This window comes from Pseudomonas sp. RIT-PI-a (genome assembly GCF_001187875.1).
In the GTDB taxonomy this organism is placed as follows: Bacteria; Pseudomonadota; Gammaproteobacteria; order Pseudomonadales; family Pseudomonadaceae; genus Aquipseudomonas; species Aquipseudomonas coleopterorum.
In genome coordinates this window covers 1-22,752 of record NZ_LGIR01000027.1, presented here as the reverse complement: position 1 = coordinate 22,752, position 22,752 = coordinate 1, and the positions used below count along the sequence as shown (strand labels likewise).

The 22,752-nt window shown below is 61.5% G+C and carries 21 protein-coding genes and 1 tRNA gene; 8 read left to right on the top strand and 14 right to left on the bottom strand.

What is annotated here, in order from left to right:
* The first annotated feature begins 250 nt into the window (after positions 1-250).
* The 5 genes from AC788_RS15525 to AC788_RS15505 all read left to right on the top strand — a co-directional run bounded on the left by AC788_RS15525 (position 251) and on the right by AC788_RS15505 (position 5,171).
* A complete protein-coding gene (locus AC788_RS15525) occupies positions 251-1,183 on the top strand; it encodes an ABC transporter ATP-binding protein (RefSeq protein WP_049861483.1) in 933 nt (310 codons plus the stop codon).
* On the top strand, positions 1,180-1,959 hold the full coding sequence (locus tag AC788_RS15520; protein ID WP_049861482.1) for an ABC transporter permease: 780 nt from the start codon (positions 1,180-1,182) through the stop codon (positions 1,957-1,959). The genes AC788_RS15525 and AC788_RS15520 overlap by 4 nt, the downstream gene beginning before the upstream one ends.
* 154 nt (positions 1,960-2,113) lie before the next feature.
* Positions 2,114-2,968, top strand: a complete 855-nt coding sequence (locus AC788_RS15515) for a glycine betaine ABC transporter substrate-binding protein (protein ID WP_049861481.1) — start codon at positions 2,114-2,116, stop codon at positions 2,966-2,968.
* Between the two features lie 236 nt (positions 2,969-3,204).
* A complete protein-coding gene (locus AC788_RS15510) occupies positions 3,205-3,516 on the top strand; it encodes a DUF485 domain-containing protein (protein ID WP_049861480.1) in 312 nt (103 codons plus the stop codon).
* Positions 3,513-5,171: a cation acetate symporter gene (locus AC788_RS15505; RefSeq protein ID WP_049861479.1), complete on the top strand. Its 1,659-nt coding sequence runs from the start codon at positions 3,513-3,515 to the stop codon at positions 5,169-5,171. The genes AC788_RS15510 and AC788_RS15505 overlap by 4 nt, the downstream gene beginning before the upstream one ends.
* A 101-nt stretch (positions 5,172-5,272) precedes the next feature.
* On the opposite strand, the gene AC788_RS21430 is transcribed toward AC788_RS15505, so the two are convergent.
* Positions 5,273-5,431 carry a DUF3309 family protein gene (locus tag AC788_RS21430; RefSeq protein ID WP_090356827.1) on the bottom strand — a complete coding sequence of 53 codons (159 nt, stop codon included), beginning with the start codon at positions 5,429-5,431 and terminating at the stop codon, positions 5,273-5,275.
* A 167-nt stretch (positions 5,432-5,598) separates the two neighbouring features.
* Here AC788_RS21430 and AC788_RS15500 point away from each other — a divergent pair, with 167 nt between their 5' ends.
* Complete coding sequence (locus AC788_RS15500) at positions 5,599-5,931, top strand: YnfA family protein (RefSeq protein ID WP_049861557.1); 333 nt, start codon at positions 5,599-5,601, stop codon at positions 5,929-5,931.
* Positions 5,932-6,157: 226 nt separating this feature from the next.
* Positions 6,158-6,355, top strand: a complete 198-nt coding sequence (gene csrA / locus AC788_RS15495; protein WP_049861478.1) for a carbon storage regulator CsrA — start codon at positions 6,158-6,160, stop codon at positions 6,353-6,355.
* Positions 6,356-6,358: 3 nt separating this feature from the next.
* Here csrA and AC788_RS15490 read toward each other — a convergent pair whose 3' ends face one another.
* The 13 genes from AC788_RS15490 to AC788_RS15430 form a co-directional block, all read right to left on the bottom strand.
* Complete coding sequence (locus AC788_RS15490) at positions 6,359-6,586, bottom strand: YheU family protein (RefSeq protein ID WP_043187253.1); 228 nt, start codon at positions 6,584-6,586, stop codon at positions 6,359-6,361.
* 111 nt (positions 6,587-6,697) lie between these two features.
* On the bottom strand, positions 6,698-7,888 hold the full coding sequence (locus AC788_RS15485) for an osmoprotectant NAGGN system M42 family peptidase (RefSeq protein WP_049861477.1): 1,191 nt from the start codon (positions 7,886-7,888) through the stop codon (positions 6,698-6,700).
* Between the two features lie 105 nt (positions 7,889-7,993).
* The gene (gene ngg, locus AC788_RS15480; protein WP_049861476.1) at positions 7,994-9,736 is read right to left on the bottom strand and encodes an N-acetylglutaminylglutamine synthetase; all 1,743 of its coding nucleotides are present in this window, start codon (positions 9,734-9,736) and stop codon (positions 7,994-7,996) included.
* 3 nt (positions 9,737-9,739) lie between these two features.
* Complete coding sequence (locus AC788_RS15475; RefSeq protein WP_049861475.1) at positions 9,740-11,512, bottom strand: N-acetylglutaminylglutamine amidotransferase; 1,773 nt, start codon at positions 11,510-11,512, stop codon at positions 9,740-9,742.
* A gap of 170 nt (positions 11,513-11,682) precedes the next feature.
* Positions 11,683-12,447, bottom strand: a complete 765-nt coding sequence (locus AC788_RS15470; protein WP_049861474.1) for an ABC transporter ATP-binding protein — start codon at positions 12,445-12,447, stop codon at positions 11,683-11,685.
* A gap of 13 nt (positions 12,448-12,460) precedes the next feature.
* On the bottom strand, positions 12,461-13,576 hold the full coding sequence (locus AC788_RS15465) for a succinylglutamate desuccinylase/aspartoacylase family protein (protein ID WP_049861473.1): 1,116 nt from the start codon (positions 13,574-13,576) through the stop codon (positions 12,461-12,463).
* 9 nt (positions 13,577-13,585) lie between these two features.
* Positions 13,586-14,296: an ABC transporter permease gene (locus tag AC788_RS15460; protein WP_049861472.1), complete on the bottom strand. Its 711-nt coding sequence runs from the start codon at positions 14,294-14,296 to the stop codon at positions 13,586-13,588.
* Positions 14,293-15,021, bottom strand: a complete 729-nt coding sequence (locus AC788_RS15455; protein WP_049861471.1) for an ABC transporter permease — start codon at positions 15,019-15,021, stop codon at positions 14,293-14,295. The genes AC788_RS15460 and AC788_RS15455 overlap by 4 nt, the downstream gene beginning before the upstream one ends.
* Before the next feature lie 69 nt (positions 15,022-15,090).
* Positions 15,091-15,873, bottom strand: a complete 783-nt coding sequence (locus tag AC788_RS15450) for a transporter substrate-binding domain-containing protein (RefSeq protein WP_049861470.1) — start codon at positions 15,871-15,873, stop codon at positions 15,091-15,093.
* 256 nt (positions 15,874-16,129) lie between these two features.
* Positions 16,130-17,839, bottom strand: a complete 1,710-nt coding sequence (locus AC788_RS15445; RefSeq protein WP_049861469.1) for an ATP-dependent DNA ligase — start codon at positions 17,837-17,839, stop codon at positions 16,130-16,132.
* On the bottom strand, positions 17,836-18,846 hold the full coding sequence (locus AC788_RS15440; RefSeq protein ID WP_049861468.1) for a ligase-associated DNA damage response exonuclease: 1,011 nt from the start codon (positions 18,844-18,846) through the stop codon (positions 17,836-17,838). The genes AC788_RS15445 and AC788_RS15440 overlap by 4 nt, the downstream gene beginning before the upstream one ends.
* Positions 18,847-18,990: 144 nt before the next feature.
* Positions 18,991-19,066, bottom strand: a tRNA-Asn gene (locus AC788_RS15435).
* A 59-nt stretch (positions 19,067-19,125) separates the two neighbouring features.
* Positions 19,126-20,322 (bottom strand): amino acid aminotransferase, encoded by a 1,197-nt coding sequence (locus AC788_RS15430; protein WP_049861467.1) that lies wholly within the window; start codon positions 20,320-20,322, stop codon positions 19,126-19,128.
* A gap of 286 nt (positions 20,323-20,608) precedes the next feature.
* On the opposite strand from AC788_RS15430, the gene uvrB reads away from it, so the two are divergent.
* Positions 20,609-22,624 (top strand): excinuclease ABC subunit UvrB, encoded by a 2,016-nt coding sequence (uvrB, locus tag AC788_RS15425; RefSeq protein WP_049861466.1) that lies wholly within the window; start codon positions 20,609-20,611, stop codon positions 22,622-22,624.
* Positions 22,625-22,752: the final 128 nt, after the last annotated feature.

Sequence of the window (22,752 nt, the reverse complement as noted above, 5' to 3'; positions counted from 1 at the left end):
CCGTTGCGGGGTAGGGGAGTTCGCACAGCCCATGGCGGTGGGCAGTTGCCCGGAACGTTCGCCAGCGGTTGTGGCCCTATGTGGATACCCAGACGCGGCACGCGTGAGACTGATGTCCACTATCGACAACGGTCACTTTACGACAGCGGAGACGGCGCCCATCATGGCGTCCGTTCCCACACATCTGGTTGCAAATCATCGCAGTCGCCCTCACTTCATCACCATTCTCAACACGGCGTATAGACCCCTTATGAGTTCTGCTCTGTCCATTCGACAGTTGACCAAAACCTACGGAAACGGGTTTCAGGCCCTCAGTGGCATCGATCTCGACGTAGCGGAAGGCGACTTCTTCGCACTGCTGGGCCCCAATGGCGCAGGTAAATCGACCACCATCGGCATCCTTTCCACACTGGTCAACAAGACCAGCGGTACGGTCAACATCTTCGGCAACGACCTGGACCGCCAGCCGGCCGCGCTCAAGCGCAGCATCGGCGTGGTGCCCCAGGAGTTCAACTTCAACCAGTTCGAAAAGACCTTCGACATCGTCGTGACCCAGGCGGGCTACTACGGCATTCCAGCCAAGGTCGCCAAGGAGCGCGCCGAGCAGTACCTGACCCAACTGGGGCTATGGGACAAGCGCGATACGCCGTCGCGATCGTTGTCCGGTGGCATGAAGCGCCGCCTGATGATCGCGCGGGCGCTGATCCACGAGCCGCGCCTGCTAATTCTCGACGAGCCTACCGCAGGCGTGGACATCGAACTGCGCCGCTCAATGTGGAGCTTTCTCACCGAGCTCAATGAGAAAGGTATCACCATCATCCTTACCACCCATTACCTGGAAGAAGCCGAACAGCTGTGCCGCAACATCGGCATCATCGACCACGGCACCATCGTCCAGAACACCAGCATGCGCGATCTGCTTGGCACTCTGCACGTGGAGACCTTCCTGCTCGATCTGGGGCAGCCGCTCAAGGCCGCACCGCAGTTGCAGGGCTATCCCTGCACGCTGGTCAATCCGCAGACCCTGGAAGTGCAGGTCGACAAGGAGATTGGCATCACCTCGCTGTTCGGCCAGTTGGCATTGCTGAACATTCCGGTGCTGAGCCTGCGCAACAAGACCAATCGCCTGGAGGAGCTGTTCGTGTCCCTGGTGGAGAAGAATCTGAGGAAGGTTGCGGTATGAGTTCCGAATTTCAGGCCAACATGGTCGCCCTGCAGACCATCATCTACCGCGAAGTGCGCCGCTTCACGCGGATCTGGCCGCAGACGCTGCTGCCCCCGGCCATCACGATGGTGCTGTACTTCGTCATCTTCGGCAACCTGATCGGCAAGCAGATCGGTGGCATGGGTGGCTTCAGCTACATGGAGTACATCGTGCCGGGGCTGATCATGATGTCGGTGATCACCAACTCCTACGGCAACGTGGTTTCCAGCTTCTTCGGCGCCAAGTTCCAGCGCTCCATCGAGGAGCTAATGGTGTCACCGCTGTCGCCGCACACCATTCTGGTGGGCTATGTGGCGGGCGGTGTGCTGCGCGGCCTGATGGTGGGGATCATCGTCACCGTGCTGTCGCTGTTCTTCACCGATCTGCAGGTGCATCACTTGGGTATCACCGTGCTGGTGGTGCTGCTGACGGCCACGATTTTCTCCATGCTCGGCTTCATCAATGCGGTGTTCGCGCGCAACTTCGATGACATCTCCATCGTGCCGACCTTCGTGCTCACGCCGTTGACCTACCTGGGCGGGGTGTTCTATTCCATCAGCCTGCTGCCGCCGTTCTGGCAGACGGTGTCGCTGGCCAACCCGGTGCTGCACATGGTCAACGCTTTCCGTTACGGTATCCTCGGCGTTTCGGATATCAGCATCGGCGTAGCGGTGGCGTTCATGCTGGTGGCCACGGTGGTGCTGTACTTCGCCTGCGTGAAGCTGCTGGTCAGCGGCCGTGGCATGCGCAGCTGAGTTCCCCCGGACGGACCGCAAGGCCCGGCCATGTCGTTTCTCGACGGTTCAAGGTCGTAGGTGGAGCATGATCATCGGCGCGTGAAGTCGATGATCAGTACGCCAACATTTGCCGTGCGGCATTCGTCGCGCGCAGCCTTATCGGGGAAGCAGAATGAGCATGAAGAAAGTTCTCGGAGCCAGTGCTGCTCTGGTTCTGGCCATGGGCTGCAGCTGGGCCAGTGCTGCCGCCAAGGAAGTCACCATCGGCTACGTCGATGGTTGGTCGGACAGCGTCGCCACCACCCATGTCGCCGCCGAAGTCATCAAGCAGAAGCTGGGTTACGACGTGAAGCTGCAGGCGGTTGCCACCGGCATCATGTGGCAGGGCGTGGCCACCGGCAAACTCGATGCGATGCTGTCGGCCTGGCTACCGGTAACCCACGGCGAATACTGGAGCAAGAACCAGGACAAGGTGGTCGACTACGGCCCCAACTTCAAGGATGCCAAGATCGGCCTGATCGTGCCCGAATACGTCAAGGCCAAGAGCATCGAAGACCTCAAGACCGACGACACCTTCAAGAACCGCATCGTCGGTATCGACGCCGGCGCCGGCGTCATGCTCAAGACCGAACAGGCGATCAAGGATTACGGTCTGTCCGGCTACAAGCTGCAGGCCAGCTCGGGTGCAGGCATGATTGCGGAACTGACGCGCGCCGAAAACGCCCAGCAGTCCATTGCCGTGACCGGCTGGGTTCCGCACTGGATGTTCGCCAAGTGGAAACTGCGCTTCCTGGAAGATCCGAAGGGCGTTTACGGCGCGGCGGAAACGGTCAACAGCATTGGCAGCAAGGGTCTGGACAAGAAGGCGCCAGAGGTCGCAGCCTTCCTGAAGAAATTCCAGTGGTCGTCCAAGGACGAGATCGGCGAAGTGATGCTGGCCATCCAGGACGGCGCCAAGCCTGACGCTGCCGCCAAGGACTGGGTCGCCAAGCACCCGGACCGTGTGGCCGAGTGGACCGCCAAGTAACCCCTCCCTGTAGGAGCGGTCATCGGCCGCGAATCAGGCACTGCGTTATATCGGGTCAACCCCGGTGCAGCCTTCGCGGCCACTGACCGCTGCTACGTTGAACCATGAAAGGTCGCCCCAGGGCGACCTTTTTGCGTCTGCGAGCCCCGATCTACTACTAAGGTCGTCTGGAGTGCGCCCCAGAGCAGCCTAAAGTGGAATACGTTCTATCCATCTATGCTGCGAGGACAAAAACAATGAACGACAGCATTTACCTCTCGATTCAAAACAGCCCGCGTTTCAAGGAGCTGGTGAGAAAGAGGGAGAAGTTTGCCTGGATACTTTCGGCGATCATGCTCGGACTGTATTCGGCCTTCATCCTGTTGATCGCCTATGGCCCCCACATTCTGGGCGCCAAGCTCAGTCCGGGATCGTCGATCACCTGGGGCATCCCCATCGGTGTCGGTCTCATCCTTTCCGCCTTCGTGTTGACCGCCATCTACGTCAAGCGCGCCAACGGCGAGTTCGACGACCTGAATCGTCTGATCCTGCAGGAGGCCAAGCAATGAGGCGGCGTCTATTGGCAACAATGGGCGCACTCGCCCTGGCCCCAAGCGTGATGGCTGCCGAGGCGCTGACCGGCGCGGTGCAGAAGCAGCCCCTCAACGTCTCGGCGATCGTCATGTTCGTGCTGTTCGTGGGTGCCACGCTGTGCATCACCTACTGGGCCTCCAAGCGCAACAAGTCGGCGGCGGACTACTACGCGGCAGGCGGCAAGATCACCGGTTTCCAGAACGGCCTGGCGATCGCTGGCGACTACATGTCGGCGGCATCCTTCCTGGGCATTTCCGCGCTGGTGTTCACCTCCGGCTACGATGGCCTGATCTACTCCATCGGCTTCCTGGTGGGCTGGCCGATCATCCTGTTCCTGATCGCCGAGCGCTTGCGCAATCTGGGCAAGTACACCTTTGCCGACGTCGCGTCCTATCGTTTGAAGCAGAAGGAAATCCGCACCCTGTCAGCCTGTGGTTCGCTGGTGGTGGTGGCGTTCTACCTGATCGCGCAGATGGTCGGTGCCGGCAAGCTGATCCAGCTGCTGTTCGGCCTCGACTATGCCGTGGCGGTAGTTCTGGTGGGCATCCTGATGTGCCTGTACGTACTGTTCGGCGGCATGCTGGCGACCACCTGGGTGCAGATCATCAAGGCGGTACTGCTGTTGTCCGGCGCGTCCTTCATGGCCCTGATGGTGATGAAGCACGTCAACTTCGACTTCAACATGCTGTTCTCCGAAGCGGTCAGGGTACACGCCAAGGGTGAGGCCATCATGAGCCCCGGCGGGCTGGTGAAGGATCCGATCTCGGCGTTCTCGCTGGGCCTGGCGTTGATGTTCGGTACTGCCGGCCTGCCGCACATCCTGATGCGCTTCTTCACCGTGTCCGATGCCAAGGAAGCCCGCAAGTCGGTGCTGTACGCGACCGGTTTCATCGGCTACTTCTACATCCTCACCTTCATCATCGGTTTCGGCGCGATCCTGCTGGTCAGCACCAATCCGGCGTTCAAGGATGCCGCTGGCGCCTTGCTCGGCGGTAACAACATGGCTGCGGTCCACCTGGCCGATGCCGTGGGTGGCAGCATCTTCCTGGGCTTCATTTCGGCCGTAGCGTTCGCCACCATTCTGGCGGTCGTTGCCGGCCTGACCCTGGCCGGTGCTTCGGCGGTGTCCCACGACCTGTATGCCAGCGTCATCAAGAAGGGCAAGACCAACGACAAGGACGAGATCCGCGTCTCCAAGATCACCACTGTCTGCCTCGGTGTCCTGGCGATCGGCCTGGGTATCGCGTTCGAAAGCCAGAACATCGCCTTCATGGTGGGCCTGGCGTTCTCGATCGCGGCCAGCTGCAACTTCCCGGTGCTGCTGCTCTCCATGTACTGGAAGAAGCTGACCACCCGTGGCGCCATGATCGGTGGTTGGATGGGCTTGATCAGCGCGGTGACGCTGATGATCCTCGGCCCGACCATCTGGGTGCAGATCCTGCACCACGACAAGCCGATCTACCCGTACGAGTACCCAGCGTTGTTCTCGATGGCGATCGCCTTCGTGGGTATCTGGTTCTTCTCGATCACCGACAAGTCGGCAGCCGCCGACGAAGAGCGCGCACTGTTCTACCCGCAGTTCGTACGTTCGCAGACCGGTCTGGGTTCCAGCGGCGCAGTCTCGCACTAATACCCGCACCCATTGCAACGCAAAAAAAATCCGATGCCCGCAAGGGCATCGGATTTTTCATTCCTGGCGCGCTGCCCCAGAAGGCCTGCACACCTGCAAGGCTATATCTTGCCGAGCAATACCAGAATCAGCAGGATGATCAGTACGGTACCGATGATACCCGACGGACCGTAGCCCCAACTTCTGGAGTGCGGGAATACTGGCAATCCGCCAATCAACAGCAGAATCAGAACGATGATCAGTATGGTGCCCATGGCGATTTCCTTATGTGGACAGTGAGAAGATTCGTCAGTAAAGCCACGCAGCGCTCGACTGCTTAATAGGTCGGACTGTGGCGCGTCATAAAAAGTCCCAAAGATTAAAAAATGTTTCTGCGATGGATGCGCTGTCGTATGCTGGCGCTCTGATATTTAGCTGGATGCCTCAGATGCTCAACTATTGCTGGTTTCTACTGGCCGCGCTTTTCGAGATCGCCGGCTGCTACGCCTTTTACCTCTGGCTGCGGCTGGATAAAAGCGCGTGGTGGGCGGTGGCCGGGCTGTTGAGCCTGACCTGTTTCGCGCTGGTGCTTACCCGGGTCGAAGCAGCCTATGCCGGACGTGCCTATGCGGCCTACGGCGGCCTCTACATCGTTGCGTCGCTGGGGTGGTTGGCAGTGGTCGAAAGGGTGCGCCCGCAGATGTTCGACTGGATGGGCGCTCTGCTTTGTGTCTTGGGTGCGAGCCTTATCCTCTGGGGGCCGAGATTGCAACAGGCTTAAGCCTGCCCAAGGTTTGAAAGTGTGTAAATATCCATACAAGATGATTGAAAGTGTATGGAAGGGTACAACTTTCTACTCCATGTCCCTTGTAAGTGCGAGTAAGTACGAAATATCTGACAGGGAATTTACTAACTTTCGTAGGCTTAAACTGTATTGCCCTGATTGCCTTGTGGTGCGCGAAAACAGGGTCCACCCTCAACAAGCATTCATTTGAGGGAACAAAGCCATGCTGGTATTGACGCGACATGTGGGCGAACTCATCTCCATCGGAGATGACGTTTGGATCAAGGTATTGGACGTGCGCGGCAACACCGTGCGCTTCGGCATTCAGGCACCCAAGGACGTGGAGGTGCACCGTGCCGAGGTCTATCGACGAATCCAGGAGAAACACGGCAAACACGCCAAGCAGGTGCCTGTAGTGTAAGTCTCAGTCGAACAGCTCGGGCGCTATGTCGTGCTTGAGCATGAGCGTGCATTGCTGGCTTTCCGGGTCGAACACGATGAACGCCTGTTTCTTGCCCAGCGCATGACGCACGCGTTCGACGCGGGTCTGCAGCGGCGTTTCGTCGCCGTTGTCGGTCCCGTCCCGAGTCACGAAGTCTTCGATCAGGCGGGTCAGGGTGTCGGCTTCGAGATGGTCGTAGGGAATCAGCATGTCAGGTGCTCGCAGGGTAGGCGCGCAGTGTAACAGTGCCGCGCACCCCGGTGTCCGAAGCCTGACGGCAAGGGCAGGGTGGCGCGGGCATTGACGAGCGCATCAGGCTTCTCAGCTACTGGTCTTCTGCCCCAGTACGTCTTCAACCGCGGGCACGCGAGTGTCCGACTCCATCTGCGCATCGTGCTCCAGTTGATGGCTGAAGCGCTCGAGCGAGCCGCTGTTGGGCTTGGCATCGCTGGCGAACACCGGCGGGCTGAGCATGTAGGCCGTGAGAATCCGGCTGAGCGCACTCAGGCTGTCGATGTGTGTACGTTCATAGCCGTGGGTGGCATCGCAGCCAAACGCCAACAGTGCCGTACGAATGTCATGGCCAGCGGTGACGGCGGAATGGGCGTCGCTGAAGTAGTAGCGAAACAGATCGCGGCGTACCGGCAATTCGTTGTCATCGGCCAGGCGCAACAGGTGCCGAGACAGGTGATAGTCGTAGGGACCACCGGAGTCCATCATCGCCACGCTGACGGCATGCTCGCTCGACTGCTGTCCGGGGGCGACCGGCGCGATGTCGATGCCGACGAACTCGCTGACGTCCCAAGGCAACGCAGCCGCCGCGCCGGAGCCGGTTTCCTCGGTGATGGTGAACAGCGGGTGACAGTCGATCAAGGGCTCGTAGTCGCTTTCGACGATCGCCTTGAGCGATGCCAGCAGCGCCGCTACGCCGGCCTTGTCATCCAGGTGGCGAGCGCTAATGTGGCCGCTGTCAGTGAACTCGGGCAATGGATCGAACGCCACGTAGTCACCGATATTGACGCCCAGCGACTCGCAATCGGCGCGGGTCGCGCAATAGGCATCCAGACGCAGTTCGACGTGATCCCAGCTCACCGGCATCTGGTCGATGGCGGTATTGAAGGCATGCCCGGAGGCCATCAGTGGCAGCACGCTGCCGCGGATCACTCCGTTGTCGGTGAATACACTGACCCGGCTGCCCTCGGCGAAACGGCTCGACCAGCAGCCCACCGGGGCCAGCGAGAGGCGCCCGTTGTCCTGCACGGCACGCACGCTGGCGCCGATGGTGTCCAGGTGGGCGGACACGGCGCGGTCCGGCGAATTCTGCTTGCCTTTGAGCGTGGCGCGAATGGTGCCGCGGCGGGTCATTTCGAACGGAATGCCCAGTTCTTCGAGACGCTCGGCCACATAGCGCACGATGGGATCGGTGAACCCGGTAGGGCTGGGAATGGCGAGCATTTCCAACAGCACTTTCTGCAGATACTGGATATCCGGTTCGGGAATTTTGGAAGTCATGGAAACTCCTGAGGTGGATAGAGGTGACGGCGAGGGTGTCACGGGCCCGGTAAAACAGGGGCGAGGTGCCTGCACGGTTGACCCGGCAGGCACCATGCACGGCCGCTACATCGGGCGGCTATGGGGAAACAGCAGATCGACGAAGCGCTCTGCCGTGGGTTGCGGTTCGTGGTTGGCCAGTCCTACCCGCTCGTTGGCTTCGATGAACACGTACTCCGGCTGGTCGGCGGCCGGCACCAGCAGGTCCAGACCCACCACCGGGATGTCCAGTGCGCGGGCTGCGCGCACCGCTGCGTCGACCAGCACCGGATGGAGAATCTGCGTCACGTCTTCCAGGTGCCCACCGGTGTGAAGGTTGGCGGCCTTGCGTACCGTCAACTCCTGGCCGCTGGGCAGGACGCTGTCCATGTCGAAACCGGCAGCCTGTACGGTACGCAGGGTTTCCTGGTCCATCGGGATGCGGCTTTCGCCCCCGGTGGCGGCCTGGCGACGGCGACTCTGCACCTCGATCAGGGTGCCAATGTTGGTATGCCCGTCACCGATGATCTGCGCGGGACGGCGGATGGCCGCTGCGACCACTTCGTAGCCGATGACCACGATGCGCAGGTCGACGCCCTCATGGAAACTTTCGAGCAGCACTCGGCTGTCGAACTGGCGCGCGTGCTCGATGGCCTCCTGCACCTCCTCCAGCGTACTCAGGTCAACGGCCACGCCGTTGCCCTGTTCACCGTCCAGCGGCTTGACCACCACGCGACCATGTTCGTCGAGAAAATCCTGGTTGTCGTCGGCGCTGCCCGCGAGCTGCTGCGACGGCAGGCTCAGGTCAGCAGCCCGCAGCACCTTGTGGGTCAGGCTCTTGTCCTGGCACAGGGTCATGCTCACCGAGCTGGTCAGGTCGCATAACGACTCGCGGCAGCGGATCCGCCGACCCCCATGGATCAGGGTGAAAAGGCCGGCTTCGGCATCGTCCACCTGCACGTCGATGCCACGACGGAACGCTTCGTCGACGATGATCCGCGCATAGGGGTTCAGATCGGCCTGCGGGCCGGGCCCCAGGAACAACTTCTGGTTGATGCCGTTCTTGCGCTTGATGGCGAAGGTGGGCAGGTTGCGAAAGCCCAGCTTGGCGTAGAGATTCTTGGCCAGACGGTTGTCATGCATGACCGACAGGTCCAGGTAGGCCAGACCGCGGCTCATGAAGTGCTCGACCAGATGCCGAACCAGCACTTCGCCCACGCCCGGACGCGTGCAACGCGGATCGACCGCCAGGCACCACAGGCTGCTGCCTTTTTCCGGGTCGCGAAAGGCCTTGGCGTGGTTGAGCCCCATGACGCTGCCGATCACATGGCCGGTATCTTCATCTTCGGCCAGCCAGTACACCGGGCCGCCCTGGTGGCGGGGTGTCAGCAGGCTTTGATCGATGGGCAGCATCTTGCGCTTGAGGTACAGCTGGTTGATGGCCTGCCAGTCGCTTTCGGTTTGCGCCCGGCGAATACGGAACCCACGGAAGACGCGCTGTGCCGGCCGATAATCACTGAACCACAGACGCAGGGTGTCGGACGGATCGAGAAACAGCTGCTGCGGCGCTTGGGCCAACACCTGCTGGGGCGCGGCCACGTACAGAGCAATGTCGCGCTCGCCCTGCTGCTCGTTGAGCAGTTCGGCAGCCAGTGCTTCGGGGTCTGGATAAGTATGACCGACGAGCAGCCGTCCCCAGCCGCAGTGTAGCGGGCGCTGTTGCAGATCGTCGCTGTTGCCGTCTTCGGCGAAGCGCGCCTGCAGCCGCTCGTACGACGGCGACTGGCCGCGCATCAGGCGCTGATTGAAGGCCGTGGCGTGAGCTTTCATCGATCAGAGTCCTTGTTCGCTGAGCCACAGATTCAACGCCGCCAACTGCCACAGCTTGGAGCCGCGCAGTGGCGTGAGCTGACCTTGCGGGTCGGTCAGCAGGTGGTCGAGCATGTTCGGGTTGAACAAGCCACGGTCCTGGCTGGGGTCCAGCAGCAGGTCCCTGACCCAGTTCAGCGTATCGCCTTCCAGATGCTTCAGACCGGGCACGGGGAAATACCCTTTCTTGCGGTCGATGACCTCACTGGGAATCACCAGCCGCGCCGCTTCCTTGAGCACTTGCTTGCCGCCGTCAGGCAGTTTGAACTTGCCGGGGATGCGCGCCGACAGCTCGACCAGACGGTAATCCAGGAACGGCGTACGCGCTTCCAGGCCCCAGGCCATGGTCATGTTGTCGACCCGCTTGACCGGGTCGTCGACCAGCATCACCGTGCTGTCCAAACGCAACGCCTTGTCCACCGCCGCATCGGCACCGGGCATGGCGAAATGTTCGCGCACGAAATCGCCGGCTGCATCGTTCGCCGTCAGCCACTTGGGCGCGACGGTTGCAGCGTAGTCATCGTAGCTGCGGTCGAAGAAAGCATCGCGGTAGGCCTGGTACGGATCGCTGGCGCCGTCCACTTGCGGATACCAGTGGTAGCCGGCGAACAGCTCGTCGGCGCCTTGGCCGCTCTGCACCACCTTGCAATGCTTGGCGACTTCGCGTGACAACAGGTAGAAGGCGATGCAGTCGTGGCTCACCATCGGTTCGCTCATCGCGCGGAACGCGGCGGGCAGTTGCTCGATGATTTCGCGTTCTTCGATGCGCAGTTGGTGGTGCTGGGTACCGTAGTGCTTGGCGATCAGGTCCGAATACTGGAACTCGTCGCCGCGCTCGCCACCGGCGTCCTGGAAACCGATGGAGAAGGTCGACAGATCCTTCACGCCCACTTCACGCAGCAGGCCCACCAACATGCTCGAATCGACACCGCCCGAGAGCAGCACGCCGACGTCCACGGCGGCCCGCTGGCGAATGGCAACCGCTTCACGGGTACTCTCCAGCACGCGGTCGCGCCAATCTTCCAGAGTCAGATTGGCTTCATCGGCATGAGGCCCGTAGGGCAGGGTCCACCAGGTCTGCTGTTCGGTCTTGCCGTTGGCATCGATGCGCATCCAGGTCGCTGGCGGCAGCTTTTCGATACCCGCGATCAATGTGCGCGGCGCAGGCACGACGGCGTGAAAATTCAGATAGTGGTTCAGCGCCACCGGGTCGAGGATCGGGCTGATGTCGCCACCCTTGAGCAACGCCGGCAGGGCCGAAGCAAAACGCAAGCGCTTGTCGGTGCGCGACAGGTACAAAGGCTTCACGCCCAGACGGTCACGGGCGATGAACAGGCGCTGGGTGTCACGCTCCCAAATGGCAAAGGCGAACATGCCATTGAGCTTGGGCAGCAGCTTTTCACCCCAGGCGTGGTAACCCTTGAGCAATACTTCGGTGTCGCCACCGGAATGAAAGGCATAGCCCAGCGCTTCCAGTTCGGCGCGCAGTTCGGGGAAGTTGTAGATGGCGCCGTTGAAGGCCAGGCTCAAGCCGAGATGGGCATCGGTCATCGGCTGCGCGGAGCCGTCCGACAAATCCATGATCTTCAGCCGACGATGGCCCAGGGCAATCGGCCCCTGCGCCTGAAAGCCCCAGGCATCCGGGCCGCGTGGGGCCAGGTCGTGGGTGATGCGTTCCACGGCCGCAAGGTCCGCAGGTTGAAAATCGAAGCGCAACTCACCAGCTAATCCGCACATAAGTCCTTACCGGTTTTTCCGTTGGGGAACGGCCGATGGAAGTTCGGCCAGGTATGAAACTGACCGAGGCAAGTAGCGAGAGTTTTAGATCGATCGGTTATAAGGGATCCATTTGCTGGGTAGGCATTTGCGGGTAGAACCCGCTCCCACAGGGGTGTGGTGCCTGAGGGTTATTTGAGATTGCCACTGAGAAACTGCCGCAAGCGTTCGCTTTTCGGGCTGCCCAGTACCTGTGCAGGCGAGCCTTCTTCCTCGACCAGGCCCTGATGCAGAAACAGCACCTGGCTGGAGACTTCACGGGCGAAGCTCATTTCATGGGTGACCATGATCATGGTGCGTCCTTCCTCGGCAAGACCTTTGATCACCTTCAACACTTCGCCCACCAGCTCCGGGTCCAGTGCCGAGGTCGGCTCGTCGAACAGCATGACCTCCGGCTCCATGGCCAGGGCGCGGGCAATGGCGACGCGCTGCTGCTGGCCACCGGACAGGAAGGCCGGATACTGGCTGGCCACGCGCTCCGGCAGGCCGACCTTGTCCAGGTAGCGCAACGCCCGTTCCCGCGCTTCGTCCTTGTCGACGCCCAACACCCGGCGCGGGGCCATGGTGATGTTGTCGAGCACGGTCATGTGGCTCCACAGGTTGAAGTGCTGGAACACCATGGCCAGACGCGTGCGCAAGCGCTGCAGTTCTTCGGCATCGGCGACGCGCATGCCGCCACTGTCGGTGGTCATGCGAATGGCCTTGCCATCCAGGCTCATGGCACCGTCGTCAGGCTGTTCGAGGAAGTTGATGCAGCGCAGGAAGGTGCTCTTGCCCGAGCCACTGGCGCCGATCAGGCTGATCACGTCACCCGTGCTGGCCTTGAGCGAAACACCCTTGAGCACCTTGTTGTCGCCATAGCTTTTGTGCAGGCCATCGATGGTCAGTTTGTACATGCGCAACAGGTCCTCAAGGTTGAAGTAGATAGCCGCTGCGGCAGGCCTGGGTGCCGGCGACATGGGCGACCAGCATGCCCGCAGTGGCCATGCGACGCAGCGAGCGGGCGTACATCAGCCCCGGCTGGCGGTTGCGCACAGGGGTGACCATGTTGCTCAGCGGATCGATGATCTCGGCGATCAACTGCCCGGCTTCCAGGTACTGGCCGGGCACCGCGGTGAACACCAACAGTCCACCCACCGGCGCGGTCACCGGTTCCACGCCGGCCAGCGGCGTAGCGGCGGCGAGCAGTGCTGGCAGCGGTGCTGGCGTGCGGTCGATGACCCCGGTGCTGGCCAGGTAGTCGAGAATGGCCTGACAGTCGCCGCTGGCCATGGGGTGGTTGACGTCACCCTGGCCGCGCAACTCGACGGTCACCGAAAAGCTGCCCATGGCGATCGGGAAACGCTCGGCAAAGCGCTGCTGAAGTTGCCACCAGAACAGACTGAAGCATTCGTCGAACGACTGCCCGCCCGAGTCAGTGGCCAGCAGGCTGGCCTGAGCGCCCAGGTAGCGTGCCAATGGCTCTACCAGCGGCCAGGCTTCGGGTGTGGTGTACAAATGCTGCACGGCCTCGAAATCGCAGTGCAGGTCCAGCACCATGTCGGCATCGCATGCCAAGCGCTGCAGAGTCAGGCGCTGTGATTGCAGGGCTGTGGTCGGCTGCAACTGGTTCAGCGCCTGGCTCAGGTGCGTGCGGATCAACGCCGTATTGCGTGCCTCATCATCACCCAGCAGCGGCTCGACGGCGCAGCCAACCTGATCGGCCAGGTCGACGAAACGGCGATTGAAATTCTCGCCGGTTTCCAGCTCGTAGCGGCCCAGTGGCGTGTCCATGACGATCTGATCGAGCCCGGCGGGGTTGGCGATCGGTACGATGACCACCTGCTGGCGCAGCAGTCCTGCGTCCTCCAGTTCGGCCAGACGCTGGCGCAGGTGCCAGGCGACCAGCATCCCCGGCAACTCGTCGGCGTGTAGCGAGGCCTGGATATAGACTTTTCCGGCACCCGTCGGGCCGTAGCTGAAGCTGTGGATCTGGCGCGCGGTGCCGGGCAGGCGAGCCAGCAATTCATGAATGTCGTGTTGCATGTTCAGGTCCTAGTGCGTCGGGCCGAGAAAGGCCAGCCAGCGGCGTTCGGCCAGGCGAAACAGTCCGACCAGGGCAAAGGTGATGGTCAGGTAGATCAGCGCGGCGATGCCGAAGGATTGGAAGGTCAGGAAGGTCGCCGAGTTGGCATCCCGTGCGACCTTGAGGATGTCCGGGATGGTGGCAGTGAACGCCACCGTGGTCGAGTGCAGCATGAGGATCACTTCGTTGCTGTAGTAGGGCAGCGAACGGCGCAGGGCCGACGGCATGATCACGTAGGCATACAGCTTCCAGCCGCTCAGGCCATAGGCCTTGGCCGCCTCGACCTCGCCGTGGTTCATGCTGCGGATCGCCCCGGCGAAGATCTCCGTGGTGTAGGCGCAGGTGTTCAGGGCGAAGGCCAGGATCGTGCAGTTCATCGCGTCGCGGAAGAAGTCGTTGAGCAGGGGCTGCCCCCGCACGGCTTCCAGGCTGTAGATGCCGGTGTAGCAGATCAGCAGCTGGATATAGAGCGGCGTTCCGCGGAACAGGTAGGTGTAGAACTGCACCGGCCAGCGCACCCAGCGCCGGCTCGAGACGCGGGCGATCGACAGCGGCACCGAAACCACGAAGCCGATCACCAGCGCGGCACTGAGCAGCCACAGGGTCATGGCCAGGCCGGTGATGTTCTGGCCATCGGAATAGAGGAATGGCCGCCAGTATTCTTGAAGAAGTTCGATCATCGCAGCGCCTCCCGGGTGCCCGCGCTGTAGCGTCGTTCAAGCCAGCGCAGGGCGATGTTGGACGCGCTGGTGATCAGCAGATAGATGAGCGCGGCCAGCACCAGAAAATAGAACAGTTGATAGGTGCTTTTGCCCGCATCCTGGGCGGCCTTGACCAGATCGGCCAGGCCGATGATCGAGACCAGCGCCGTGGCCTTGAGCATGACCATCCAGTTGTTGCCGATGCCGGGCAGGGCGTAACGCATCATTTGCGGGAAGACCACGTAGCGGAAACGCTGCGAGCGCTTGAGGCCGTAGGCCGTGGCCGCTTCAAGCTGGCCGCGTGGCACGGCGAGCATGGCGCCTCGGAAGGTTTCGGTGAAATAGGCGCCGTAGATGAAGCCCAAGGTAATGACTCCGGCGGCGAAAGGATCGATCTCGATGTACTCCCATTCAAGGGCTTCGGTCAGGCCGGTCAACCAGGTCTGCAGGCTGTAGAAAATCAGCAGCATCAGCACCAGGTCGGGCACGCCGCGGATCAGAGTGGTGTAGAGCTGGGCAGGTACGCGCAGCACTGCCGTACCGGACAGCTTGGCGCTGGCGCCGATCAGCCCCAGCACCACGCTGACCAGCAGCGACAGCAGGGACAGCTTGATGGTCATCCAGGTGCCTTCGAGCAGCAGCGGGCCAAAGCCCTTCAAACTGAACGCGGACAACCCGAGGTACTGCAAAAGGTCGTCGAACATGAATCTGGCCTGTGCCGGTCAAAAAAACGCCCATCCCCGAGCGGGAATGGGCGCTGTCACAGCGGGATTTTACTTGCCGCTGTACAGGTTCAGCTCACCGAAGTGTTTCTTCTGGATTTCGGTGTAGGTGCCATCATCGTGTAACGCTTTGATACCTTTATCGATCAACGCCTTGAGTTCCTTGTTACCTTTGGCGATACCCACGGCGGTCTTGGACGGCAACAGCTCGCTGTCGATCGGCTCGCTGACTTCATAGCCGGCGCCCTGCGGCGATTTCAGGAAGCCCAGTTCGGCCTGCAGCATGTCCTGGATCGAAGCGTCCAGACGACCCGAGATCAAGTCGGCGTAGACCTGGTCCTGGTTCTGGTAGGCCTGGGTCTTGATGCCTGCCTTGTCCAGCACGGCCTTGGCGTAGGCTTCCTGGATGGTGCCCTGTTCGTAGCCTACGGTCTTGCCCTTGAGCGAGGCCAGGTCGGTGCTCAGGCCTGCACCTTTCTTGAACACCAGCGAGGTCGGGCCGGAGAACAGTTCGTTGGAGAAGTCGATGACTTTCTCACGGGCCGGGGTCACGGTCATCGAGGAAATCACGCCGTCGAACTTCTTCGCCTTGAGGCCTGGAATCATGCCGTCGAAATCGCTTTCGACCCATTTGCAGGTGACCTTCAGCTCCTTGCAGATGGCATTGCCCAGATCGATGTCGAAGCCCACCAGGCTGCCATCGGCTGCCTTGGATTCGAATGGTGCGTAGGACGGATCGACCCCGAAACGCAACTCCTTGTATTCCTTGGCCATCGCGCTGCCGGCCGAGAACGCCAGGGCCAGAGCAGAAAGGGTCAGCAATGCTTTTTTCATCGTGCAGTCCTTAAAACCAGTTGAATGCGTTGGGTGAGGGCGATGTGCGTTACCGGCGAGTGCCAGACATCATTCTGATAGCAATTTCCGCACCATAGTCCCAGTGCAGACCGGCTCGAGTAAGGTTGTGTCGCGTCGCTGCAACTTTTCTGCGGGCTCGCACGCGTCGGCTCGCTCGAAGCGCGTGCCATTGGTACAGTAATGCCCCGAAATAATCCATGGCAAAAAAATGCACCGTGGCGGTGCATTCAGTCAGTCAGGCTAAGAGGTCCTGCAGGGTCGCCAGGCTGTCGGCTTCGGCCACCGGTTTGTCATGGCGCCAGCGCAACATGCGCGGGAAACGTACGGCGATGCCGCTCTTGTGACGCTTGGACAGGGCGATGCCCTCGAACCCCAGTTCGAATACCAGCGTCGGCGTCACGCTACGCACCGGGCCGAATTTCTCCACGGTGGTCTTGCGCACGATCGCGTCGACCTTGCGCATCTCTTCGTCGGTCAATCCGGAATAGGCCTTGGCGAACGGCACCAGCGTGCGCTCGGACGCTTCCGGCGGACCGTCCCACACGGCAAACGTGTAGTCGCTGTAGAGGCTCGCCCGGCGCCCATGGCCGGCTTGGGCATAGATCAAAACCGCGTCCACGCTGAAGGGGTCCACCTTCCATTTCCACCAGGTGCCCATGTCCTTGGTCCGGCCTACGCCATAGAGCGAATCGCGCGCCTTGAGCATCATGCCTTCGACGCCCAGTGCCCGTGACGCCTCACGCTGTCGGCCCAGATCCAGCCAGTCTTCGCCGGTCAATACCGGTGAAGGACGCAGTACCGGATCGGCCGCCTGCGCAATGACCTGTTCCATCTGTGTGCGACGTTCGTGTTGCGGACGGCTGCGCCAGTCTTCCCCGTGCCATTCGAGCAGGTCATAGGCGAGCACCACCACGGGAATCTCTTCGAGAATCTTCTTGCTCAAGGTCTTGCGACCGATGCGCTGTTGCAGCAGAGCGAACGGCTGCACCGCCGGTGCATCCGCCGAGGTGCTTGACGCATCGTCCAGGCTGAAATCCTCGGGCGCCACATCCGCCGGTGGCGGAGTCTTCCAGACCACGATCTCGCCGTCGATCACGGTGCCGTCGGGCAGGCTCGCGGTGAGGGAATGCAGCTCCGGAAAGCGATCCGACACCAGCTCTTCGCCTCGCGACCAGATCCACAGGCGTCCTTCCCGCTTGACCAGCTGCGCGCGGATCCCGTCCCATTTCCACTCCACCTGCCAGTCACTGCTGGGACCCAGCAGGGTGTCGAACTGATCGACCGGTTGTTGCAGCGAATGAGCGAGAAAGAACGGGTACGGCTGGCCGCCACGCTGGGCATGCTCGTCCGAGGATTCCTCGGCGATCAGCTTGAGGTAGCTGTCGGCAACCGGACGGTGCGAAAGGTCGGTGTAGCCCACCAGGCGCTGGGCCACGCGTTTGCTGTCCAGACCGGCCATCTGCGCCAGTGCTCGGGTCACCAGCAGTTTCGAAACGCCCACGCGGAAGCTGCCGGTGATCAGCTTCAGGCACAGCATCAGGCTTGCGCGATCCAGCTGAGCCCACAGCGGTGGCAAGCGCTCGTGCAATTCTTCAGGTGGCAGCCCGCGCAAGGTCAGCAGGGCATTCTCCAGCCACCAGGCCAAGCCTTCGTCACTGGTCTGTTCTGCTTCGGGAAGCAGCAGCGAAAACGTCTCGGCCAGATCCCCTACCGCCTGATAACTTTCTTCGAACAGCCATTCGGGCACGTTCGCCAGCTTGATGGCCAACTCGCGCAAGACCTTGGTCGGCACCAGTTGCCGAGGTCGGCCGCCGGAGAGGAAATATACCGCCCAGGCGGCATCGGCCGGCTCTGCCTGACGGAAGTAGTCTTCCAGAAACTGACGCTTGGCATTGGTCGAAGTGGTTTCGTCGAGATTGGCATACAACTGTGCGAACGCTTTCAAGACGCGGCCTCCTGAGGTTCCTCTTCGTCACCGTATTCGGTGATGAAGCCCTGGGCGTCCAGGCCGATGTCGCGCAGGTAGCGCACCAGCACTTCCACCGAGCCGTGAGTCACCATGACCCGCTCGGCCCCGGTCTGCTCGATGGCCCACAGCAGCCCTGGCCAGTCGGCGTGGTCGGACAGCACGAAGCCACGGTCCACGCCGCGACGCCGACGGGTACCGCGCAGACGCATCCAGCCACTGGCGAAAGCATCGCTGTAGTCGCCGAAACGGCGCATCCAGGTGCTGCCCCCAGCCGAAGGCGGCGCGATGATCAGAGCATTGCGCAACGCCGGGTCGGTTTTCTTGAAGTCGCCGGCGTACTGGGTTTCCGGGATGTAGACGCCGGCATCACGGTAGACCCTGTTTAGCGGCTCCACCGAACCGTGCGCCAGGATCGGCCCGATGCTGGCATCGATGCCGTGCAGCAAGCGCTGAGCCTTGCCGAACGCGTAGGCGAACAGAACGCTGGCTTTGCCTTGCTCGGCGTTGGCACGCCACCACTGGTTCACTTCCTCGAAAATCTCCGCCTGCGGCTGCCAGCGATAGATCGGCAGGCCGAACGTCGATTCGGTAATGAAGGTGTGACATTGCACCGGCTCGAAGGGCGCGCACGTACCGTCCGGCTCGACTTTATAGTCACCGGAAGCGACCCACACCTCACCCTTGTATTCCAGGCGAACCTGGGCCGAGCCCAGCACGTGTCCGGCCGGATGAAAGCTCAGCGTCACGCCATTGTGCTGCAGGACTTCCCCGTACTCGAGCAACTGCAGATTGATGTCCTGGCCAAGACGGGTGCGCAGGATGCCTTCGCCCGGCGCTGCCGCCAGATAATGTTCATTGCCGGTCCGCGCATGGTCGCCGTGACCATGGGTGATCACCGAACGCTCGACGGGCCGCCACGGGTCGATATAGAAATCCCCGGCGGTGCAATACAAACCTTCGGGACGCGCGACGACTAGGTCCATGGCAGGTGGCCAGGTGATGGGTGTGTTGTTATGAGCGAGGAGGGCGGGGGAAAGTTCGAAGGCGAAGGCGTCGGGACGCGCTGCACAAGGGCCATCGTGCAGGCAAAAAAAAGCCCCTGCAATGAGGGGCTTTCTTTCACTATTTGGCTCCACGACCTGGACTCGAACCAGGGACCCAATGATTAACAGTCATTTGCTCTACCAACTGAGCTATCGCGGAATCTGCTGCGTATGTTACTGATTGCTAAGGGGAAGTCAAGCCTCCCTCAGGCAAAAAGGCTACAGCACCTGAACGATGGCCTTGATCACGCCATCGATGTTGCGCTGGTTCAGCGCGGCCACGCAGATACGTCCGGTGTCCAGTGCGTAGATGCCGAACTCGTTGCGCAGGCGAGCGACCTGCTCGGCGCTCAGCCCCGAATAGGAAAACATGCCGGCCTGACGGGCGACGAAACCGAAATCGCGGTTCGCACCCTGGGCCGCCAGCTTCTCGACCATTTGCAGACGCATGCCGCGAATGCGCTGGCGCATCTCGCCCAGCTCGTCCTCCCACATGGCGCGCAGTTCCGGGCTGTTCAACACGTTGGCCACGATCATTGCGCCATGGGTCGGCGGGTTGGAGTAGTTGGTGCGAATGACGCGTTTGATCTGCGACAACACGCGAGAGGTCTCGTCGCTCGACTGGGTGACGATCGACAATGCGCCGACACGCTCGCCATACAGCGAGAACGATTTGGAGAACGAGCTGGAAACGAAGAAGCTCAAACCCGACTCGGCGAACAAGCGCACGGCCGCGGCGTCTTCATGGATGCCTTCGCCGAAACCCTGGTAGGCCATGTCGAGGAACGGCACATGACCCTTGCGCTTGACCACGTCCAGCACGTTGACCCAGTCGGATGCGCTGAGGTCGACGCCGGTCGGGTTATGGCAGCAGGCATGCAGCACGACGATGGAACCGGCGGGCAGGGCGTCGAGGTCTTCGAGCATGCCTGAACGGTTCACGTCGTTGCTGGTCGCATCATAGTAGCGATAGTTCTGCACGCTGAAACCGGCGGTCTCGAACAGGGCACGATGGTTTTCCCAGCTTGGGTCACTGATCGCGACCACGGCGTCAGGCGACAATTGCTTGAGGAAGTCGGCACCGATCTTCAGGGCGCCGGTACCGCCGACGGCCTGCGTGGTCACCACGCGACCTGCCGCCAGCAGCGGGGACTGGGCGCCGAAGATCAGGGTCTGTACAGCCTTGTCGTAGGCGGCGATACCGTCGATGGGCAGATAGCCACGTGCAGCGTGCTGTGCAACGCGCTGGGTTTCGGCTTCGATGACCGCGCGCAGCAGGGGAATTCGCCCCTCTTCGTTGCAGTACACGCCAACGCCCAGATTCACCTTGTCGGTGCGGGTGTCGGCGTTGAATGCTTCGTTGAGGCCCAGGATAGGATCGCGGGGTGCCAATTCGACAGCGGAAAACAGGCTCATTTTTACCGTAGCTCTGATCGGGAGTGAAGAGGATGCACGCTTCATCCATGCGGCACGAAGCGGTGCACGAGTGGGGAGTCAGTATAAAGACGCTTGGCCCATGGGGCGACAGGTTGCACCTGGTTTTACCGATTTTTGCCGATTATTTTTCGACCATTGGTCCCGTGCTTGCCGAAGGTCTTGGGCCATGCCCTTGAAACTTGCCGCAACAGGTGCCAATTAGGGTTAAGTACTGTCTATAAATACAGTCGGAAAAGTCCGGCTGTAGCGACTCATGAGGTGTGGCATGTCCGAGTTTCAACTGGTTACCCGTTTCGAGCCGGCCGGCGACCAGCCGGAAGCCATTCGCCTGATGGTGGAGGGTATTGAAGCGGGCCTGGCGCACCAGACCTTGCTGGGGGTAACCGGGTCGGGCAAGACGTTCAGCATCGCCAATGTGATTGCGCAGGTTCAGCGCCCGACGCTGGTGCTGGCGCCGAACAAGACCTTGGCCGCTCAGCTGTACGGTGAGTTCAAGGCGTTCTTCCCCAATAACGCGGTCGAATACTTCGTCTCCTACTACGACTACTACCAGCCCGAGGCCTACGTGCCATCGTCGGACACCTTCATCGAGAAGGACTCCTCGATCAACGACCACATCGAACAGATGCGCCTGTCCGCGACCAAGGCTTTACTCGAACGCAAGGACGCCATCATCGTCACCACTGTGTCCTGCATCTATGGTCTGGGCAGTCCCGAAACCTATCTGAAAATGGTTCTGCACGTCGACCGCGGCGACAAGCTCGACCAGCGCGCACTGCTGCGCCGGCTCGCCGACCTGCAATACACCCGCAACGAGATCGACTTCGCCCGTGCCACCTTCCGCGTCCGTGGTGACGTGATCGACGTGTTCCCCGCCGAATCCGATCTGGAAGCCATCCGTATCGAGCTGTTCGACGATGAAGTCGAGAACATCGCCGCGTTCGATCCGCTGACCGGCGAGGTCACGCGCAAGTTGCCACGGTTCACCTTCTACCCCAAGAGCCACTACGTCACCCCACGGGAAACCCTGCTGGGCGCCGTGGAAGGCATCAAGGAAGAACTCAAGGACCGCCTGGACTACTTCCGCGACAAGAACAAACTCGTCGAAGCCCAGCGTCTGGAACAACGCACGCGCTTCGATCTGGAAATGATCCTGGAGCTGGGCTACTGCAACGGTATCGAAAACTATTCCCGCTACCTGTCCGGACGTCCTGCTGGCGCAGCTCCGCCCACCCTCTATGACTACCTGCCCCCTGACGCCTTGCTGGTGATCGACGAGTCCCACGTCAGCGTTCCGCAGGTGGGGGCCATGTACAAGGGCGACCGCTCACGCAAGGAAACCCTGGTCGAATACGGTTTCCGCCTGCCCTCGGCGTTGGACAACCGACCCATGCGTTTCGACGAATGGGAAGGGGTGAGCCCCCAGACCATTTTCGTCTCGGCCACCCCCGGCAACTACGAGGCCGAGCATGCCGGGCGAATCATCGAGCAGGTGGTACGGCCGACCGGTCTGGTCGATCCCCAGGTCGAGGTGCGGCCCGCATTGACCCAGGTCGACGATTTGCTGTCGGAGATTCGCAAGCGGGTGGCCAACGACGACCGCATTCTGGTCACCGTACTCACCAAGCGCATGGCCGAGGACCTTACCGATTACCTGGCCGACCATGACGTACGCGTGCGCTACCTGCACTCGGACATCGATACCGTGGAGCGAGTGGAGATCATCCGCGACCTGCGTCTGGGCGCATTCGATGTGATCGTGGGCATCAACCTGCTCCGCGAAGGCCTGGACATGCCCGAGGTTTCGCTGGTGGCCATCCTGGATGCCGACAAGGAGGGGTTCCTGCGTTCGGATCGCTCGCTGATCCAGACCATCGGCCGTGCCGCGCGAAACCTCAATGGCCGGGCCATCCTCTATGCCGATCGCATGACCGGCTCGATGGAGCGCGCCATCGGCGAGACCGAGCGTCGTCGCGAGAAGCAGATCGCTTTCAACGAAGCCAACGGCATCGTGCCCAAGGGCGTGGTCAAGGACGTCGCCGATATCATGGAAGGCGCCACCGTGCCTGGCTCGCGCAGCAAGAAGCGCAAGGGCATGGCCAAGGCCGCCGAGGAAAATGCGCGCTACGAAAACGAGCTGCGCTCGCCGAGCGAAATCACCAAGCGCATCAAGCAACTGGAAGAAAAGATGTACCAATTGGCCCGCGACCTGGAATTCGAAGCCGCCGCGCAGATGCGCGACGAAATCGGCAAACTGCGCGAGCGCTTGCTCAAGGTCTGACGCCGAACCGCGAACACCACACCAGAGCCCACCCGCAACCCCCCGACCTGGGGGGGCGGGGCGGGCGGCGAGCCCTCTGCTCGCGAAGGCCACGCCACCGTCCCAACGCCGAACGCCCATACCCCCCC